Source organism: Alcanivorax sp. (assembly GCF_019431375.1).
Lineage (GTDB): Bacteria > Pseudomonadota > Gammaproteobacteria > Pseudomonadales > Alcanivoracaceae > Alcanivorax > Alcanivorax jadensis_A.
This window is the reverse complement of record NZ_CP080267.1, coordinates 3,021,061-3,038,441: the sequence shown is the minus strand read 5'-3', so window position 1 is coordinate 3,038,441 and position 17,381 is coordinate 3,021,061. Positions and strand designations below refer to the sequence as shown.

20 protein-coding genes are annotated in these 17,381 nt (G+C 59.6%); 7 read left to right on the top strand and 13 right to left on the bottom strand.

The genetic code is table 11. The features are described from left to right. The first annotated feature begins 227 nt into the window (after nt 1–227). The 3 genes from KZ772_RS14255 (at nt 228) to KZ772_RS14245 (ending at nt 2,782) form a co-directional block, all read left to right on the top strand. Entirely contained in the window at nt 228–1,169 is a 942-nt protein-coding gene (locus KZ772_RS14255) for a DegV family protein (protein ID WP_290537187.1), read from the top strand. A gap of 229 nt (nt 1,170–1,398) precedes the next feature. Then, nucleotides 1,399–1,617 (top strand): hypothetical protein, encoded by a 219-nt coding sequence (locus KZ772_RS14250; protein ID WP_007151188.1) that lies wholly within the window; start codon nt 1,399–1,401, stop codon nt 1,615–1,617. A 10-nt stretch (nt 1,618–1,627) separates the two neighbouring features. Next, complete coding sequence (locus tag KZ772_RS14245) at nt 1,628–2,782, top strand: hypothetical protein (protein ID WP_290537186.1); 1,155 nt, start codon at nt 1,628–1,630, stop codon at nt 2,780–2,782. 32 nt (nt 2,783–2,814) lie between these two features. Here the strand turns inward: KZ772_RS14245 and KZ772_RS14240 are convergent, their stop codons facing one another. The 3 genes from KZ772_RS14240 to KZ772_RS14230 all read right to left on the bottom strand — a co-directional run bounded on the left by KZ772_RS14240 (nt 2,815) and on the right by KZ772_RS14230 (nt 4,243). Further along, nucleotides 2,815–3,084, bottom strand: a complete 270-nt coding sequence (locus KZ772_RS14240) for a GFA family protein (protein WP_290537185.1) — start codon at nt 3,082–3,084, stop codon at nt 2,815–2,817. After that, a complete protein-coding gene (locus KZ772_RS14235) occupies nt 3,050–3,214 on the bottom strand; it encodes a hypothetical protein (RefSeq protein ID WP_290537184.1) in 165 nt (54 codons plus the stop codon). The genes KZ772_RS14240 and KZ772_RS14235 overlap by 35 nt, the downstream gene beginning before the upstream one ends. Nucleotides 3,215–3,370: 156 nt before the next feature. After that, nucleotides 3,371–4,243: a LysR family transcriptional regulator gene (locus KZ772_RS14230; protein ID WP_290537183.1), complete on the bottom strand. Its 873-nt coding sequence runs from the start codon at nt 4,241–4,243 to the stop codon at nt 3,371–3,373. 107 nt (nt 4,244–4,350) lie between these two features. On the opposite strand from KZ772_RS14230, the gene KZ772_RS14225 reads away from it, so the two are divergent. Together KZ772_RS14225 and fghA are read left to right on the top strand one after the other, a co-directional pair. Next, the gene (locus tag KZ772_RS14225) at nt 4,351–5,460 is read left to right on the top strand and encodes an S-(hydroxymethyl)glutathione dehydrogenase/class III alcohol dehydrogenase (protein ID WP_290537182.1); all 1,110 of its coding nucleotides are present in this window, start codon (nt 4,351–4,353) and stop codon (nt 5,458–5,460) included. Between the two features lie 121 nt (nt 5,461–5,581). Further along, nucleotides 5,582–6,427 carry an S-formylglutathione hydrolase gene (fghA, locus tag KZ772_RS14220; protein ID WP_290537181.1) on the top strand — a complete coding sequence of 282 codons (846 nt, stop codon included), beginning with the start codon at nt 5,582–5,584 and terminating at the stop codon, nt 6,425–6,427. A gap of 146 nt (nt 6,428–6,573) precedes the next feature. Here fghA and KZ772_RS14215 read toward each other — a convergent pair whose 3' ends face one another. The 4 genes from KZ772_RS14215 to KZ772_RS14200 form a co-directional block, all read right to left on the bottom strand. After that, entirely contained in the window at nt 6,574–7,176 is a 603-nt protein-coding gene (locus KZ772_RS14215; protein ID WP_290537180.1) for a glutathione S-transferase family protein, read from the bottom strand. 26 nt (nt 7,177–7,202) lie between these two features. Next, on the bottom strand, nt 7,203–7,652 hold the full coding sequence (locus KZ772_RS14210) for a glutaredoxin family protein (RefSeq protein ID WP_290537179.1): 450 nt from the start codon (nt 7,650–7,652) through the stop codon (nt 7,203–7,205). Between the two features lie 249 nt (nt 7,653–7,901). Further along, nucleotides 7,902–8,921 carry a nitronate monooxygenase family protein gene (locus KZ772_RS14205; RefSeq protein WP_365871141.1) on the bottom strand — a complete coding sequence of 340 codons (1,020 nt, stop codon included), beginning with the start codon at nt 8,919–8,921 and terminating at the stop codon, nt 7,902–7,904. 179 nt (nt 8,922–9,100) lie between these two features. Beyond that, nucleotides 9,101–10,123, bottom strand: a complete 1,023-nt coding sequence (locus KZ772_RS14200) for an AraC family transcriptional regulator (protein ID WP_290537177.1) — start codon at nt 10,121–10,123, stop codon at nt 9,101–9,103. Nucleotides 10,124–10,244: 121 nt separating this feature from the next. Between KZ772_RS14200 and KZ772_RS14195 the strand changes: the two genes are divergently transcribed. Then, nucleotides 10,245–11,177, top strand: a complete 933-nt coding sequence (locus KZ772_RS14195; RefSeq protein WP_290537176.1) for a sterol desaturase family protein — start codon at nt 10,245–10,247, stop codon at nt 11,175–11,177. Nucleotides 11,178–11,258: 81 nt separating this feature from the next. On the opposite strand, the gene KZ772_RS14190 is transcribed toward KZ772_RS14195, so the two are convergent. From KZ772_RS14190 to KZ772_RS14165, 6 genes are all read right to left on the bottom strand, one after another. Further along, entirely contained in the window at nt 11,259–11,501 is a 243-nt protein-coding gene (locus KZ772_RS14190) for a hypothetical protein (protein ID WP_290537175.1), read from the bottom strand. Nucleotides 11,502–11,792: 291 nt separating this feature from the next. Further along, on the bottom strand, nt 11,793–13,085 hold the full coding sequence (locus KZ772_RS14185) for an MATE family efflux transporter (protein WP_290539488.1): 1,293 nt from the start codon (nt 13,083–13,085) through the stop codon (nt 11,793–11,795). A 279-nt stretch (nt 13,086–13,364) separates the two neighbouring features. Continuing rightward, nucleotides 13,365–14,447, bottom strand: a complete 1,083-nt coding sequence (locus tag KZ772_RS14180) for a patatin-like phospholipase family protein (protein WP_290537174.1) — start codon at nt 14,445–14,447, stop codon at nt 13,365–13,367. A 179-nt stretch (nt 14,448–14,626) separates the two neighbouring features. Beyond that, nucleotides 14,627–15,529 (bottom strand): alpha/beta hydrolase, encoded by a 903-nt coding sequence (locus tag KZ772_RS14175; protein ID WP_290537173.1) that lies wholly within the window; start codon nt 15,527–15,529, stop codon nt 14,627–14,629. Nucleotides 15,530–15,554: 25 nt separating this feature from the next. Then, complete coding sequence (locus KZ772_RS14170) at nt 15,555–15,839, bottom strand: pyrimidine/purine nucleoside phosphorylase (protein ID WP_290537172.1); 285 nt, start codon at nt 15,837–15,839, stop codon at nt 15,555–15,557. Nucleotides 15,840–15,901: 62 nt separating this feature from the next. Next, entirely contained in the window at nt 15,902–16,288 is a 387-nt protein-coding gene (locus KZ772_RS14165) for an OsmC family protein (RefSeq protein ID WP_290537171.1), read from the bottom strand. A 77-nt stretch (nt 16,289–16,365) separates the two neighbouring features. Between KZ772_RS14165 and KZ772_RS14160 the strand changes: the two genes are divergently transcribed. After that, nucleotides 16,366–17,313: a pirin family protein gene (locus KZ772_RS14160; protein ID WP_290537170.1), complete on the top strand. Its 948-nt coding sequence runs from the start codon at nt 16,366–16,368 to the stop codon at nt 17,311–17,313. Nucleotides 17,314–17,381: the final 68 nt, after the last annotated feature.

The following is a 17,381-nucleotide window of genomic DNA, read 5'->3' as shown; positions in this document are numbered from 1 at the left end:
TTTTGAAGGCATGCTGGTTGCCTGTGGAAAAAGCGCAACAACGAGTGCGGGCCAGCCTGGAAGACCCGAAGGGCGCGTCCTGAAGGGCCCATCTGCTGCGCTTTGCCGCTAGGAAAGGGAACCACCCTGTCCGTCGCGACAAAACACAACAGCTGCACCCTTCAGGCCACGCTGAGTATGCAAGGAGTTATCCAGAGGCTCCTCAACTTCCCACAGGAAGCATAACAATGAGAATCGGTCTGGTTGTGGACTCGGGTTGTGATCTGCCCAAGGAATTTATTGACGCTAACAACATCCTGGTAATGCCGGTGCCCATCCGCATCGGCAAGGAAATTTTTGTGGACGACCGCGACCCGCAACGGGCCCGGGAGTTTTACGCCCGCCACGAAGTGGACAAGAACCACGACGCGGAAACCGCGCCGCCAACGGTGGACCAGATCCGTACCCTGTTCCTGGAGCAGGCGGTGGGAGAATTCGACTACGCCCTGGTGCAGACGGTACCGAAGAGTCGCAGCCCGATCTTCGAAAACGCCACCGAGGCGGCCCATGCCATCCTCGGCGACTACAGAAAATACCGTGAAGCCGCCGGTCGTGAAGGGCCGTTCCGCATCCGTGTCAGTGACAGCCAGACACTGTTTGCCGGCCAGGGAGTACTGGCGGCAGAGACCATGCGGCTTATCAATGCCGGCATGAAAGTCGGCGACATCCGCCAGCGCATCAGCGACCTGACCCCGAAAACCTCGGGTTACGCTGTGGTGCCAGATCTCTATTACGTGCACAAACGCGCCCGCAAGAAAGGAGACAAGAGCGTGGGCTTTGTTGGCGCGCTGATGGGCTCGGCCCTGGACATCAAACCCATCCTCTGCGCTCGCCAGGACCAAACCTTTCCGGTGGCCAAGGTACGCGGCTTCGAAACCGCCGTGGAAAAGATGTTCACCCACGCCTGCGCCTGCGTGGAACAGGGGCTATTGACCCCCATTGTCTGCGTCAGCTATGCCGGCGACCCGGATGCGGTTTACCAGATGCCCGGCTTTAGTGAACTGAAAGCCACCACAGAGAAACATGGGGTAGACCTGCTTATCAGCCACATGGGGCTCACCGGGGGGGTCAATATCGGCCCCGGCGCCATCAGCGTGGGCTTTATCAGTGACCAGATGGACTTTGCCTGACCCCGACACGGCGGGTTAAATCCGGGGCGCGGGCACCCCGGCGAGCCTGCCAGGCAAACCAAACCGGCTGTTACGCTTTCTTGAGCGCCGCCAGACAACGGCTTTTCGGCAACACCCATCCTCCCTCATTGCTGGCATAGTAGCGCCAGCCATAGGCAGGCTGGGTCCGACAGCCTGTATCCAGGGCGTCCGGGAATGTGCTCCGGGACGCTGTAGTGAAGGAGAAACCATGTCTGATTCCATCAGTACCTTGAAGAACAAGGGGCTGCCAGCGGACGCGCTGGCCTTTATTGAGTCCCTGCCCGCGGATCAGGCCAGCAAGCTGGCCGATACCGTCCTTGCCGCTCTGGAAACCAAAGACGCCAGAGTCGAAAAAGCCATGAATAACGCACTGAATGTGGTGCCCGGGCCCTTCCGCCGCCCGGTGAAAAAGATGCTGTTCGGTTAAGGAGACAGACATGCACATTGAAACCCAGGCCGAACTACTCAAACTCAGCCGCCTGCTGGAAACCGACGAGACAAACCTGGCCTTTCTGGATGGTCAGGATCTGACTGCCATTGCCCACTTCCGCAGTGCCGTCTCCGGCTTCTTTTACGAACAGCATCAGGACAGCTATCAGCGCCTGGCCGGCATCAGCAAACTGGTTCCCACCGGCGCCAGCGCCAAGCTGGCCACTACCGTTCTGGGCTCCGTGCTCGCCGCCGGCATTGCTTCCGAGCTGCCTCCGGAGCGCGCCATCAAGCTGGCCGAGAAACTGCCGGAAGACTTTCTCGCCAAGCTGTGCATCCATCTTGAGCCCAGGCACTCCCGTGACCTGCTGTCTGCCATGCCCGACAAGATTGTCGCCTCCGTGGCCAAGACCCTGCTGGCCATGGGCGAGCACATTACCCTGGCCCGTTTTGTCGCGGTGATTCAGCCCTCCGCTCTGCAAGCCGTTACCAGCAGCATCGACGATGGCGAAGCCATGGTGAAGATCGCCCTTTACCTGGAAGACAAGAGCAAACTGGACACCGTGCTGGCATTGCTCAGCGAAGCACAGCAACGGGCCACACTGAAAGCCGCCACCGACCATGAACTGTGGTCGGCAGTACTGTCCCTGAACGGGCACCTGAACACCGAACTGCGCGGCCAGATGGGCAACCTGGTGGCCGAGCAGGGCGAAGCCGTCATCAGTCACATTATCGAAGTGGCCAGCGAACAGCGCTTGTGGACCAACCTGCTGCAGGCGGTGAACGCCATGGACAATCAGCATCAGCAAATGGTGGTGAATGTGCCCAAGTTGCGCGAAGCCTCAGTGATGGAAAGCCTGATCAGCACCGTGGCCAGTGAAAACAGCTGGGATGAATTGCTCACCCTGTTGCCACTGCTGGATCAGGAACACCTGACACCAGCGGTGGACGTGCTCACCCAAAGCCAGCCAGAGGCACTGGGGCAGGCATTGGGCCAGGCCCATGACAGCAAGCTGTTGGGCCTGTTCGGCCACTTGCCGGAGACGGAGTTGCCCCGTGTGGCCAAGGTGCTCAAGAGCCAGGCCGCCGACAACTGGCAGGCCTTCGTGGCACGCAACGGCGATGCCCACGAAATCGAGGCACTGAAAGCACAGATGGCGTAACAGGAAATGCCGGGCGATGGCCCGGCATTTTTTTATCCCGCGCCTTCGGGATACTGCGGCAAGCCATCATCGATGGCCCACCAGTTACAGGCCGAATCCGTGTAGATATGAAATGCCGGCCGTGTCGCCAGCGGCTCATTCACCAGCCCCGCCCGGATGCGCACCACGCCCGGCTTGCTCTCATGGCAGCTGTAAACCGGCGAACCACACTCGCGACAGAACACCCGCTGCTTGCCCGGCGAGGACGCATAGCTTTTCAGTAATTTCTCACCACTCACCCAGTGCAGCTTGCCGGTTTCCACCGGAAATATTGGTCACCAGCGCGGTGCCCTGTGCCTTGCGGCATTGCTGACAATGGCAGACCTGTATCGGCGCCAGCTCACCGGCGATCTCAAAAGTGACACCGCCACAAAGACAACTTCCTGTGTACATATCCACTCCATTTTATTGCTGTAGGACCGTACCGAGACCAGCGCGGGCTCATACTTTTCTGACCATTAAGCTTTCTTCGCGTTGTTCCTTGTAACTTGCAACTGACCTCTACCGCGCCACCAGCGACGCTCCTACAAAAGAAGGTATCAGCCTCTTTCAACGCACCATACCTTCCACCAGAAAATCCACAAACTGACGCACCTTGGGCGACAGGTGACGATGGCGAGGATAGACCACCCATACCGCCGTATGAGTACAGGCATACTGATCCAGTACGGAAATCAGACGCCCCTGATGCAAATCGTCTTCCACGTAATAATCCGGTAGCTGCACCAATCCCAGCCCCTTGCGGGCGGCATCCAGCAGGGCCATGCCGGAATTGCCCTTCCAGTTACCCTGCACTTTCCATTGCCGATGCTGGCCGTCCACATCCACCGCCCACTGGTCCGCAGAGCCGAGCAGGCAGTTATGCTGATTCAGTTCTCCCAGGGTATGGGGCCGGGCATGGCGCTGGAAATAGTCCACAGAGCCGACGATGTATTCCCGACGCGGGCAGAGTTTGCGGGCGATCAGCGACGAGTCCGGCAGGGCCCCGGTACGGATGGCCACATCAAAGCCTTCATCGATGATATCCACCCGCCGGTTGGTGAAATCCAGCTGTATCGACAATTGCGGATGGCGAGCCAGAAAATCATTTACCAACGGCGCGATATAGCGCTCGCCAAAGGTGGTGGCGCAGGTCAGCTTCAGCACCCCGGTGGGCCGTTGCTGGTAGTCGCTGATGGCCGACAGCGCTTCCTGAAAACCATCAAACAACTGGCCACAGTGATCGAAGTAGACGGCACCCGCATCGGTGAGCTTCAGGCGCCGGGTGGTGCGGTAAAGCAACTGGGTACCGAGCTGGGTCTCCAGCCGTGACACCAGCCGACTCACGTGGGAACTGGACACCCCCAGGTGCCGGGCGGCATCCGCAAAAGAGCCACGACGCACCACTTCCACAAAAGCCTCAATACGATCCCAGTGCTGCATTATTGCTTACCTGACAATAATCTCTTGCCGAATTGTGCCTTATAGCGGTATTCGTGTCTGCGTATAGTGAATACATCCCTCAATACCGGATTCATCAAGGAGCCCCAATGAAATCCCGTGCCGCGGTCGCCTGGGAAGCAGGCAAACCCCTACAGATTGAAGAAGTGGAAGTGGCCGGCCCCAAGGCCGGGGAAGTGCTGGTGCAGATCGTCGCCACCGGCGTTTGTCACACCGATGCCTACACCCTGTCCGGCAAGGACCCGGAAGGGATCTTTCCCTCCATTCTTGGCCATGAGGGCGCCGGTATCGTGCAGGAAGTCGGCGAAGGTGTGACCAGCCTGAAACCCGGCGACCATGTGATTCCGCTCTATACCGCCGAGTGTCGCAAGTGCAAATTCTGCCTGAGCGGCAAGACCAATCTGTGCCAGGCGGTGCGCGCTACTCAGGGCCAGGGCCTGATGCCTGACAGCACCAGCCGCTTTTCCCTAAACGGCAAACTGCTGCACCACTACATGGGTACCAGCACCTTCTCCGAATACACCGTGGTGCCGGAAATTTCCCTGGCCAAGGTCAGCAAGGAAGCCCCGCTGGACAAGATCTGCCTGCTTGGCTGTGGCGTCACCACCGGCATCGGCGCGGTGCTCAATACCGCCAAGGTGGAGCCCGGGTCCACGGTGGCCGTGTTCGGACTCGGCGGCATTGGTCTGTCGGTAATTCAGGGCGCGGTGATGGCCAAGGCAGAACGCATCATCGCCATCGATACCAACCCGGCCAAGGAAACCCTGGCCCGGCAGTTCGGCGCCACCGATTTCATCAACCCCAAGGATTACAACAATTCCATTCAGGAAGTGATTGTCGAACTCACCGACGGTGGTGTGGATTATTCCTTCGAGTGCATCGGCAACGTGAATGTGATGCGCTCGGCGCTGGAGTGCTGTCACAAGGGCTGGGGCGAATCCATCATCATCGGCGTGGCCGGCGCCGGTGAAGAAATCTCTACTCGTCCTTTCCAGCTAGTCACCGGCCGGGTCTGGAAAGGCTCCGCCTTCGGCGGCGTCAAAGGCCGCACCGAACTTCCCGGCTATGTGGATCGTTACATGAAAGGCGAAATCAAGATCGACGAGTTCGTTACCCACACCATGGGGCTGGACGAGATCAATACCGCCTTTGACCTGCTCCACGAAGGCAAGAGCATTCGTTCGGTGATTCTTTTTTAAGGCGTACTAATTCCGACTGAAGGAGCACCTATTGAGGTACGAATCTACTTGCGAACCTTGCCAGGCAAGGTTCGCATCTCAAGAGGTGCTCCTACAGCAGCTTCGTTAGAAAGGTTGAATCATGTCTGATATCGAACTGGTTTCTGCCACCAAATCCTTTGGCGGCTGGTTGAAGCGCTACCGGCATCGCAGCCGGGTGCTCAACTGCGAGATGATCTTTGCCATCTATCTGCCACCGGCGGCAGAGGAACGTTCTGTCCCGTTGTTGTGGTGGCTGTCCGGGCTTACCTGCACCGATGAAAACTTCATGCAGAAAGCCGGCAGCCAACGCACTGCCGCGGAACTGGGCCTGGCCATTGTCTGCCCGGATACCAGCCCGCGCGGCACCGACCTGCCCGGTGAGCACGACAGCTATGATTTCGGTTCCGGCGCCGGCTTCTATGTGAACGCCACCCGCGCGCCCTGGAGCCAGCACTACCGCATGTACGACTACGTGACCTATGAGTTGCCGGCATTACTGCGCGCCCATTTCCCGCTCAACGGTCGCGAAGCCATCAGCGGTCATTCCATGGGTGGCCATGGCGCCCTGATCTGCGCACTGAAAAACCCCGGGCGCTACACTTCCGTCTCCGCTTTCGCACCGATCAGCAACCCGATGCAATGCCCCTGGGGCGAAAAAGCCCTCGAAGGCTACCTGGGTCATAACCGGGAAAGCTGGGAAGCCTGGGATGCCTGCGAGTTGATCAAGGCCAACGGCAGCGCCCTGGCCTTGATGGTAGATCAAGGTGATGCGGATAATTTCTACCAGGACGGCCAACTACAACCGGAATCTCTTACCGCCGCCTGCGAGGAAGCCGGCGTGCCAATTACCTTGCGCATGCAGCCCGGCTATGACCATTCCTATTTCTTTATCGCCAGCTTTATTGATGATCATCTGAAATATCACTTCCACCACCTGACGCAATAATCTCTTCTAGCCGAGTGCTATCACGTAGGGTGGGTTAGCCGAAGGCGTAACCCACCGCCAAACCACGGCGCAGGTCGATGGTGGATTACGCCTTAGGCTAATCCACCCTACCGTTCTACCGCTTGGTCATCCGCTGTTGTGGATTTTCACGCTTCCATGGCAACGTAACCCGGTTGCTGTTCAACCCGTTTCAGCCAGGCCTGAATCGCCGGGTAATCCTCCAAAGAAAAACCGCCCTGCCCGGCAACGTGGGTGTAGGCATACAGGGCAATGTCGGCAATGGAATAATCACTGCCGACAAAGAAGTCCCGGCCTGATAAATGACTTTCCATGACACGTAGGGCGTCGTGGCCCTTTTGCTGTTTTTCCGCCAAGGCTTCGGCGTATTTTTCCTTTTCTCCCAGCACATGAATCCAGTAGCGAGAGGTAGCGATATTGGGTTCGTGGTTATACTGCTCGAAGAACATCCATTGCAGCACCTGGGCCTGCTCGAACGCCTCTTCAGGCATCAGCTTGCTGTCCCTGGCCAGATACCAGAGCGCCGCATTGGATTCAGGGAGCATCTTGTTATCCTGCGTCACCAGCACCGGGATACGACCATTGGGATTGATAGCGAGGAATTCTGCGGTGCGGGTTTCACCGCGGGTTATATCCTTTTCGATACGCCGAAAGGGTATTCCCAACTGGGTCATGGCCAACCGCAACTTGTAGCAGTTACCGGACGAGGCAAATTCATAAAGCGTAAACATCACTGTTCCTTGTGACAGAAAAAAGATTACCGGTATATTCTTTCAAACCCCTCGACGCTGAAACCGTTCATGCGTCGCTTGCCCACCACAATCACCGGCACCCCCTTGCCATTGAGTGCATCAAAGCGTTTACGGGCTTTCGGGTTGTTATCAATATCGTATTCGGTAAAGGGAATGTTATTGTCGTTGAAGTAGCGGCGGGCTTTTTTACAGACCCCACACCACTGAGTGGCATACATGACCACCTTGCCGGCACGTGCCGCCGGTTCCGGCACACCCTTGCCGAGACTTTCGTAGCTCACGCTCTCGAACGTATTGATGCGAACGTTGACGGCTTCCGCCCTGTCATTCTCGGCAGGCTTGTCACCAAAATGGACTCGCCCCTGCGCGTCCGTCCAGGTGTAGATCTCTGCGCTGGCCAGCCCCGATAATAATATGGCACCGGCAAACAGCAGTCGCGATATGCATCCCTTCATGATCCCCCTCCTTGTGCGTGGACAGCTTACCGGCAAGTCTCCCGCCGAGAAACCCGCACAGGCACCAGACATAGCGTAGGGAGGATTCGCCGAAGGCGTAATCCACCATTGAGCGGAGGGGTGATAGGAGGCGTCTGGTTGGTAGATTACGGCCTTCGGGCTAATCCACCCTACGGTCACGAGCATCAAAAAAAGCCAGGGCATTGCCCTGGCTATGGCTCGGGAGAGCGAGACTAAAACCGGAATCCGTCAATCGTTGATAAAACCCGCAAGGCGCTGATTGATGGTTCCCACACACTCGCTGATGATGTCATCAATAATTTCCGCACAACTCGGATAGCTGTCGATCAGCCCCTGGACCATGCCGGCGGTCCAGATGCCACCGTCGATTTCACCGGAGGTCAGCGCCGCCTTGCCTTTTACGCCAGCGACCAGATCCTGGATGTAATCGAACTTCATGTCCGGGCCCTTTTCCCGCTCAATCTCGTTGACCCGGGTGGCCACGGCATTCTTGAAAACGCGAGCGGTATTTTTCAAAGGACGGAAAATCAGGGCGGTATCCAGCTCGGACGCTTCGGCAATGGCGCGCTTCATATTTTCATGCACCGGCGATTCTTTCGAGGCCAGGAAGCGGGTGCCCATGTTGATTCCGTCCGCACCCAGTGCCAGGCAAGCGGCCATCTGCGCACCAGTGCCAATACCGCCGGATGCCAGCATGGGAATCTTGATCACTTTGGCCGCCGCCGGCAGCAACACCAGATTGGGGATGTCGTCTTCCCCCGGGTGACCGGCACATTCGAAGCCGTCCACGGAGACCGCCGCCACACCCACCTTCTCTGCCTTCAGCGCATGGCGGACGGAGGTGCACTTGTGCACCACTTTTACACCGGCGCCTTCAAACAGTGGCATAAAGGGTTCCGGGTTGCGGCCAGCGGTTTCCACCACGGAGATATTGTTTTCGCAGATCACCCGGGCATATTCCTCGTAGGGCACCGGCTTGATGGTGGGTAAGATGGTCAGGTTGACGCCGAAGGGCTTGTCGGTCATTTCCTTGCAGCGTTTGATTTCCTTGTCCAGGTCTTCCGGGCTCGGCTGGGTCAGAGCCGTGATGATGCCCAGGCCGCCGGCGTTGGATACAGCCGCCGCCAGTTCAGCGTAGCCCACATTCTGCATGCCGCCCTGCACAATCGGATACTGGATACCCAGTAATTCGGTAATACGTGTCTTCATGAATGAGGTCCCTTTACTGTATTCAGTCCTGCCCCGCAGAACGGACACTCCGGGGGCGTTTGGATGGCGTCAACGTTCTCAAGCCCCCTATTTTGCAACAATGACAGGAATGTTCACCCCCTCGGACATTTTGGGTAGCGGCGTCCCGTTTCGAACACCAAGCTCCTGTTTTGCAACGCATTCCATGATCATAATCCGGCACCGGTAAAGATCATGGATTAGACAGCGGATTCTTTTTTGTATGCGGCCGCCAGGGGCTTTCTGGCCTTGCCCGGGGTGGTACCGGTCCAGCGCCGGTAAGCCCGGCTGAAGGCGCTGTGTTCGGAAAACCCCAACAACAGGGCAATGTCGCCCAGGGTCAGGGAGGCTTCCGCCAGGTAATGGCGGGCCAGTTGTTCCCGGGTGCGGTCCAGCAGTTCCCGCCAGGTGAGCTGCCGCTCGGCCAGGCGCCGCTGCAGGGTACGCACCGACATGTGCAACTCCGCCGCCAGCCGCGGCAGGGTCACCGCCGCTTCCGGCATCAACCGCACCATGGCCTGCTGCAGGGCCCGGTCGAAACTATCGGAATCCGGCAGGGCCAGCAGCATGGCACGGGCCTGCCGATCCAGCAGGTTACGCATGCTGGGGTCACTGTGGGGCAACGGCATGGCGAGAAAGTGAATCGGAAAACTGACGCAGGTGTGGGACTGGGCGAAATGCACCGGGCAACCGAAGAAAGCCTCGTAGGCCTGACAGGCTGCCGCCGGCGGCGCCGGGAATACGAAGGACACCGAGGAGGGTGACGGCGGGTCGTCCACCAGCCGGCGCAGAAAGGTAATCAGTGCGGCAATGGCGACAGTATCCGCCAGCTCCCCCACGGAATCTTCGGCGGGCCAGCGCACTTGGATCTGCTCCCCCGCGCCCAGCACTTCCACCATGTCCCGACCGTAAAACAGGGTTTCGTAGCGCTGGTAGGCCTGCATGGCCTCACCCAGGGTGCGGCAGGTGAGTATCAGATAGCCGAGCATGCCCACATGGCGGGGCTGCACCATCGCGCCGATGGACAGACCCGGTGCCACCCGGTCCGGCCGGAGCGACACCGCCTGCTGCAACAGGTCACGCCAGAGCGGCAGGGGTACCAGGTCCGCCGGGCTGCGGCTGTCGAGTACGGTGCGCAGAGCCGGCGCCGGCAGGTTTTCCCGGTCCAGCCAGTCCGTGAGCAGCTGCACCCAGGCTCCAGTCACGCGCATGGCTGTGGCCATGGTCCTCTCCCGCCGTTTGTCCGATGGCATAGATTGTCAAAAATACGGCATAGAAGGTCAATACAAACCCGCTTGCCAATCGCACAATGATCCCATCATCAATCACAACGGGAAGATGCCCATGGCTCTGATGGACTGGTTCAACAGCGTGTGGCAGAACAGCGGCTTGGCCCCGCTCTGGGAAACCGTGGCTCCCTGGCTGGCCCTGGACGAACGGCAACTGATCTTCATGGTGGCCACGCCCTTTTTTATTGGCGTGTTCCTGTGGGAGTTTCTGAAGATCCGCCACAATGCCGAGCTGGTGGATACCCGGGAATCCATTCGTAATTTCATGCTGGGTGCCGGTTACCAGACCACCGAGCTGCTGTTCGCCGGCCTGATCGCCTTCCCGGTGTATGCCTTTGCCTATCACCACCGGCTGCTGGATATCGAGCTGACCTGGTTCACCGGTGCCCTGCTGTGGGTGCTGACCGATTTCTGTTTCTACTGGATGCACCGCAGCTCTCACCGGGTGCGCTGGTTCTGGGCCGCCCATGTGACCCACCACTCCTCCGAGCGGATGAACTTTTCCACCGCCATGCGCCAGAACGCCACCAACATCTTCAACGGTGGCTGGCTGTTCTATGTGCCACTGGCGTTTGTCGGCTTCAACCCGGTGTGGATCGGGGTGTGTTATGCCCTGTCACTGGTCTACCAGTTCTTTATCCACACCACCCTGGTAAAACGACTGCACCCGGCCATCGAATATGTGTTCAACACGCCCAGCCATCACCGTGTCCACCACGGCCGCAACCCGGACTACATCGACACCAACTACGGCGGTGTCTTCATCATTTTCGATCGTCTGTTCGGTACCTTTACCCCGGAACGGGACGAGGAACCGGTGGAATACGGCATTACCCGCCCGGTGTACAGCAACAACCTGCTGGTGAACTGGTGCCATGAATACGTGGATATGTTCCGCGACATGAAACAACGCGGCCCCATCGGGCAGCGGTTGAAACATCTGTGGAAGCCACCGGAGTGGGAGAGGGGAGAGAAAGGGGAAAGCTAGCGGCGGCCTATGCTAAAGCCGCGATAGCGAAACAACGGCGACGCCGTCTATGGGTGGCGTCGCCGTTGTTTGCCAGAACCGTTAGTGCTGAACCCCCGCCACGCGACCGTCATGACGGTCCGACAAGTGATTCATTTTTTCCAGCAACGGCTGCAGCGACTCATCCAGCGTCTGCGCTGCATTCTCATAGGCCGCTTCGAGCTCCAGTCGATAATCCCCGAAGTGGCTCCGTGGTTGCACGTCCTCGACGGCCTGTTCTTCGGCCTGCACCGACAGCGTCAGTACACAAAGGGCCGCCCCCAGCATTCCGTTTGCAATGCGCATGATATTCCCCAAAAGCGTTATCGGTATCCATACCGGCTCTATGGCGACGAAAGACGTCCTTGCGACGCCCATTGCATGGCAAACGAGCCGTGCAACATGTCGCAGTGACCGGCGTTATTGGGGTGGGAGTCTAGGCTTGCCGAGAGGCACGTCTACCAAAATATGTGCACTGGTTACAAAAACAAGTATTTGTTATTAAAGGGAATACGCCTATGTCATTAGCCGGATGCACACACTTACGCATATGCATTTAGTGAGTAAAGGAAGAATGCCTGACCCCGGTATCGACAATCACTGACGATGCCACCCAGCCTCACCCTGCCCCTCACTGGCCAGCGCCTGCTGATAGAACCCCCACGCCATCACCCCCGCCAGCAAGTTGCCGAATGCCGCCCCCAGAGCCAGGCCACCGAAGTCACCCAGTTGGTAGCCCAACCACAGCAGAGGCAGGTAGCACAGGAACAGGCGCAGGAAGGAAATCAGCATGGCGCGCATGGGCCAGCCCAGGGCATTGCTGGCGGAGACCACCAGCATGCAGACGCCGAGCAGGCCATAGCTGGGTGGCAGCCAGCGGATCAGCAGGGTCAGGTAGGCCTGCACCGGCGCCGTCTCTACCAGCAGGCCGGCCAGCGGCGCCGCCAGCAACGCCATCGCCAGCCCCAGCAATACCTGCCAGCCAATCACCATGGCCGCCGCCACCCGCATCAGGCGGCGCACTGTCTCCCAGTCGTTGCCTCCATAGCAACGGCCCAGCCAGGGCGGCAGGGCCATGGTCATACCCAGCACCAGCACGATGGAAAAACTTTCCAGCCGGCTGGCCATGCCCCAAGCCGCCACCGCCTGATCGCCTGCCCGGGCCACCAGTGCCGTGGCCAGCATGGCCGCCAGCGGCGGCATCAGCTGGCTGATCATGGCCGGCCCGGCAATCTGGGCGAACGGCCAGGCGGATACCCGCATCTGCACCAGCATGCCGTGGCGCTGCACCCAGCCTTTGCCGCGCAGGGCCAGCACCAGAATGCCAAGGCCGATGGCGAAGGCCAGCAAGGAGGCCAGCGCGGCACCGGGCAGGCCGAAGCCGTCCCAGTCTCCCACGCCAAAGATCAGCAGCGGGTCCAGCATCAGGTTGAGCAGGCTGGTGAGCACCATCATCAGCCCCGGAAAACGGGTATTGCCGTGGGCCCGAAACAGGCTGTAGCCGAAGTACAGTACCCCGCCCACCCACATGGCCAGCACCTGGATCGCCCAGTAAGGACGGATCAGTTCGCGAATAGCCTCACTGGCACCGATCAGGGAGAACGCCGGGGCCTGCAGCAGCCACAGAAACAGCACCAACACACCCAGCAACAAACCACCGCCAGTTAACACCAACGCGCCCAGCCGGTTGGCCTGGTCCTGCTGCCCGGCACCGATGGCGCGGGAGATCAGCGCGGCGATGGCAATGCCGATACCCACCTGCACCCCGATCACCAGAAACGACAGCGGAAAGGTAAACGACTGCGCCGCCAGCGGCGCCGTCCCCAGCCGCGCCACAAAGATGCTGTCCACCAGGTAGAACCCGAGTAACGACATGACACCCAGCGCCATGGGCCAAGTCTGCTGCCAGAGCTGGCGGACGAGGGAGAAGGTGGAGGGAGGGGCGGTCTGGGACAATGGGCAACCTTGGTGGTGATTCCAGGTCAGGTGAGACTAGCAGGGGTTCAGCTAACAGTTAACAGTGAATAGTTAACAGCTGCGCGATCAGGACCTGCTTTGAATTTAAACGTACGAGGCCGCGCACTGATGTTCAGCACGACCTGATACGTTGAAGGAAGCAGCACTGCCTTGTGTGCTGTTCATTATTCACTGTTAACTGTTCACTGGCTTTTAAAGCGGCTGGATGCGATCCACCAGCTTGCCGCTTTCCACCAGCTCCAGGAATTCATCGCCCAACCGCTGACTCTCCCCCACCGCCTTGCGCCAGTAGGCCTCGCGGCCGGCGTCATCACCCAGGTAATGCTTGAAGTCGGTGCGATCCGGCAACTTGCCGTGAGGCAGGCTGGCCAGGTACTCCCGGGAGGGGGACACCAGCAGCAGGCGGCGCAGGCGTTTGGGGTCGCCGTTGCGCCAGCGCAAAGGCTTGTCGAACCAGCCGGGGATCACCCGGTCAGTGAAGTGCGGATACAGCACGATGCCCGTACTCTGGTATGGCAAGTCCAGGTGGTAATCGAGCATACCACCGTCCCGATAGACACCATCCGGCGCCCCCGGCAACTCGGTGACCCCGTCGAGCACCATGGGAATAGCGGCACTGGCCAACAGGGCCGCGCGCAGGTTCTCTGCCCGCATGGAGATATGGTGGGTCGTGAAATCATTCAGCGGCCCTACCGGTAGAGGAGTACCGTCCGGATAAACCAGGCCTCGCTCCATGAACAGGCCGGTGGCCTGGCGGCTAAAAAGATTGGTACCGATCAGCCCGGCCAGGCCCAGCCCCAACCCCAGGCCACCGTTACGGGCCATCAACCCGCGGCTGCGGATCACCACGATCACCAGCCGGTAGTCCTGGTTATGCAGAATGTGCTGGTCGCGGTCCTGCAGCAGCTCGGAGAGCATGGCCGCACAGCGGTGACTGACTTCTTTCGCGGTAATGCCTTTGGGAAAACGCTGGCGGGTGTATAGCTCCGCCAACCGCGCCAGCCCCTGGGCCGGATCCTGGCCCATGGCAATAGCGGCAAAGCGCCAGCTACCAATGGAGGCGCCAATCAGGGTACGACGGCGAGGCGCCCGAGGGAGAAAGTCCCCGAAAACCGCCCGGTCCAGCCCGTTGATACCCAACGCCTTGGGACCACCGGCCGCACCGGGCACAATGTCCACATCCTCGGCACGCAGGCCATATTCGCGCAAATGGGCAATAGCGTCAGTACCCGCGCGTAACGTCAAGGCCGGGGCTTTGCTGTGAATGGCGACCACCTGTTCTCTCCGAAGCCAGCTCAGGAAAGTAATGCATCCTACCCGCTATTGGCAGATTTCCGAAATTGCATTCCGCTACCAGTGAACGCAGCCGCACCCAGACGGATTGGTGTCGTTCGCCTGGGCTCAGTGCCCCCTTCGCAATATGGAGGCTTGTGTCGCATCCATTCTCACCATCATCACTCCTTGCCGGCCAGAAACTCGCCAAACGCCCGGGTAAACGCCAGCGGCTGGCTCATCAACGGCACATGACCGGAGCGCGGCAGCACCACATGGCGGGCACCGATCAGTTCGGCAAAGGCCGCCTGGCCTTCGGCGGGATACAGGGGGGAGCGGGCGCCGGTAATCACCGTGGCCGGCACCGGAAAATCCGCAGCAGAGGGCCGGTAATCATGGGTCCCGGACAGGTAGGCCTGCAGGTAGGCACGGATATCTGCCAGCTCCGCCACGGGTAACAGCCGAGCCCACAATCCGGACCAGCGGGAAGTGGCCCGGAAGGCGGAATGCAGCCCGGGGCGACCGGCCACCTGGGCGAGAATATGGGTCAGCTGACGCAGTACCGCTTCGCGCAGGCCGGCGGCCAGGTTGGCGATTCGCCCCTGATCCGGCGCCGCTTCCAGCAAGGCCAGCAAGTCACGCAGTTGCGAGAAGAAGTGTTCCTGTCGGTCACCGAACAGGCCATGGGCCCAGTCCGGCTGGTTGGCGATGCAGGGGGTCTGATCAATATGCAGATAACGGCCCACCGGGGAGAAATCCCCATGGGCATGCCAGTGCAGGCTGGTGGTGGCGCCCAGGGAATAGCCCACCAGATGGAAATCCTGCAGGCCGAAATGGGCCACCAGATCTTCCATGTCCTGCATGTGATTATGGAAGACATCCGGCTGGTTGAAACGGGCAGCGGCAGAATTCCCCGCCCCGCGCAGATCCGGCATATAGAACTGGTAACGACGCAGGTAGGGCAGCACGAAGGGAAGCCAGTCGCGCCCCTGCATACCCAGCCCGTGCAACATCAGCACCGGCTGGCCACGTCCCAGAATTCTCACATGCAGTGACTGGCCATCCCTGGCAGGAAATAACGGCATTCCAACCCCCCGTTCTTCCGTGTTGTTATTCGCCGTACAGACACAGGTAAGCGGTATCCACTGCCACCTTTACCTGAAAACGGCTGTCTGCCACCACTTCAAAGGTGTCACCGGCAGCAAATGTCTGCCAGTCGGCGGCGCCGGGCAGCTTCACGGTCAGTGCGCCACTTACCACGGTCATGGTCTCGTGCTCACTGGTGCCAAACTCGTAATCCCCGGGCGCCATGACACCCACCGTGGCGGGCTTGGTCTCGGTTTGAAAGGCAATGGATGCCACCTTGGCATCGAAGTATTCGTTGACCTTGAACATGCAAGGGCCTCCGCTGAGTCAATGGAGGCGCGAGTATGCCAAAACCAGCGTTGCCGTGCCGCTTATTTCCAATCCGTGGCGATCGGGGTGCCCTGGCGAACGGTATTGGTGACCGGGGTTTTGGCGGCAATCTCCAGCAGGCGCTGACGCTGTTCCTCACTCAGCTCACCGCTGCAGGTCAGGGTACGATCAATATATTCCTTGCCCGCATCATCCCGATAAAAGTGCAGCCCTACCTGGATTTCCCCCAAATCCCACCCCTTGCGCTCGGCATACATGCGCAAGGTGATAGAGGTGCAGGCCCCCAGACCGGACAGCAACAACTCGTAGGGGTTGGGGCCGCTGTCACTGCCGCCCAGCTTTTCGCCTTCATCAGCGGCCAGCCGATGCTGCCGGACATCAATCTGTTGCACATACTTCTCAACGCTATGTACCTGTACTCGCGCCATTGCGCTCTCCTTTTCTTTATCGTCAGCCGCTTTCATACTGAAAACCCTAGATCAATGACTATGCCATGGAGGCGGCCATGAGCAACACCAATGCCAGCGGCGAGATGGTGGAATGCCCCAATCTTGCCGGCAAACCCACTCTCAAGGCAGTGGCATCACGCAAGAGCATTCTCGGTAACGGCCTGCCGATCATTCGTCACCTACCCAGCCGCGACCAGCGATTGATTGGCCCCTGGTGTTTTCTCGATCATATCGGCCCCACCTCACTGGCTGCCGACAATGGCGTCGATGTGGGAACCCATCCCCATATCGGCCTGCAGACCGTCACCTGGCTGTTCGAGGGCGCCTTGCTGCACAAGGACAGCCTGGGCTATGAACAGGAAATCCGCCCCGGCCAGCTCAACCTGATGACCGCCGGCCATGGCATTTGTCACTCAGAGGAAAGCCCCGACGGTTTTAGCGGCCCCATGCACGGCCTGCAATTCTGGATCGCCCTGCCCGCCGAAGACGAAGACACCGCCCCGGCCTTCAGCCATCACACCGATCTGCCGCAATGGAATCAGGATGGGGCCGAGATCACCCTGGTGGTGGGCGAACTGGATGGCCGCCGCTCCCCCGCCCAGGTGTTCTCCCCCCTGGTCGGGGCCGATATCGTGGCGAAAGAGGCCTGCACCCTGACTCTTCCCGTGCCTGCGGGATTTGAACTGGGCTTATGCATTAACGAAGGCCGCACCGACGTGGACGGAGAAACCCTACAGGTCGGTGAGCTCTACTATCTGGGGTGTGGCCGTGACAGTCTGACGCTAACGCTAGACGCCAACAGCCGTGTGATGCTGCTGGGCGGCGAGCCCCTGGGGCAACCGGTACTGTTGTGGTGGAATTTCGTAGGTCGGGACCAGGAGCGCCTGGAAGACGCCATGGCGGACTGGGAGCAGTTCCCCAACAAACGATTCGGTGATGTAGAGGCCTATCAAGGCAAACCCCTGAAAGCCCCCAGCCTGGACCCATCAGTACGACTGAAATAATACGGACTGGCTGTAGGAGCTATGCTCGCATGGCGAACCGCTAAACATGTTCGCCATGCAAGCATAGC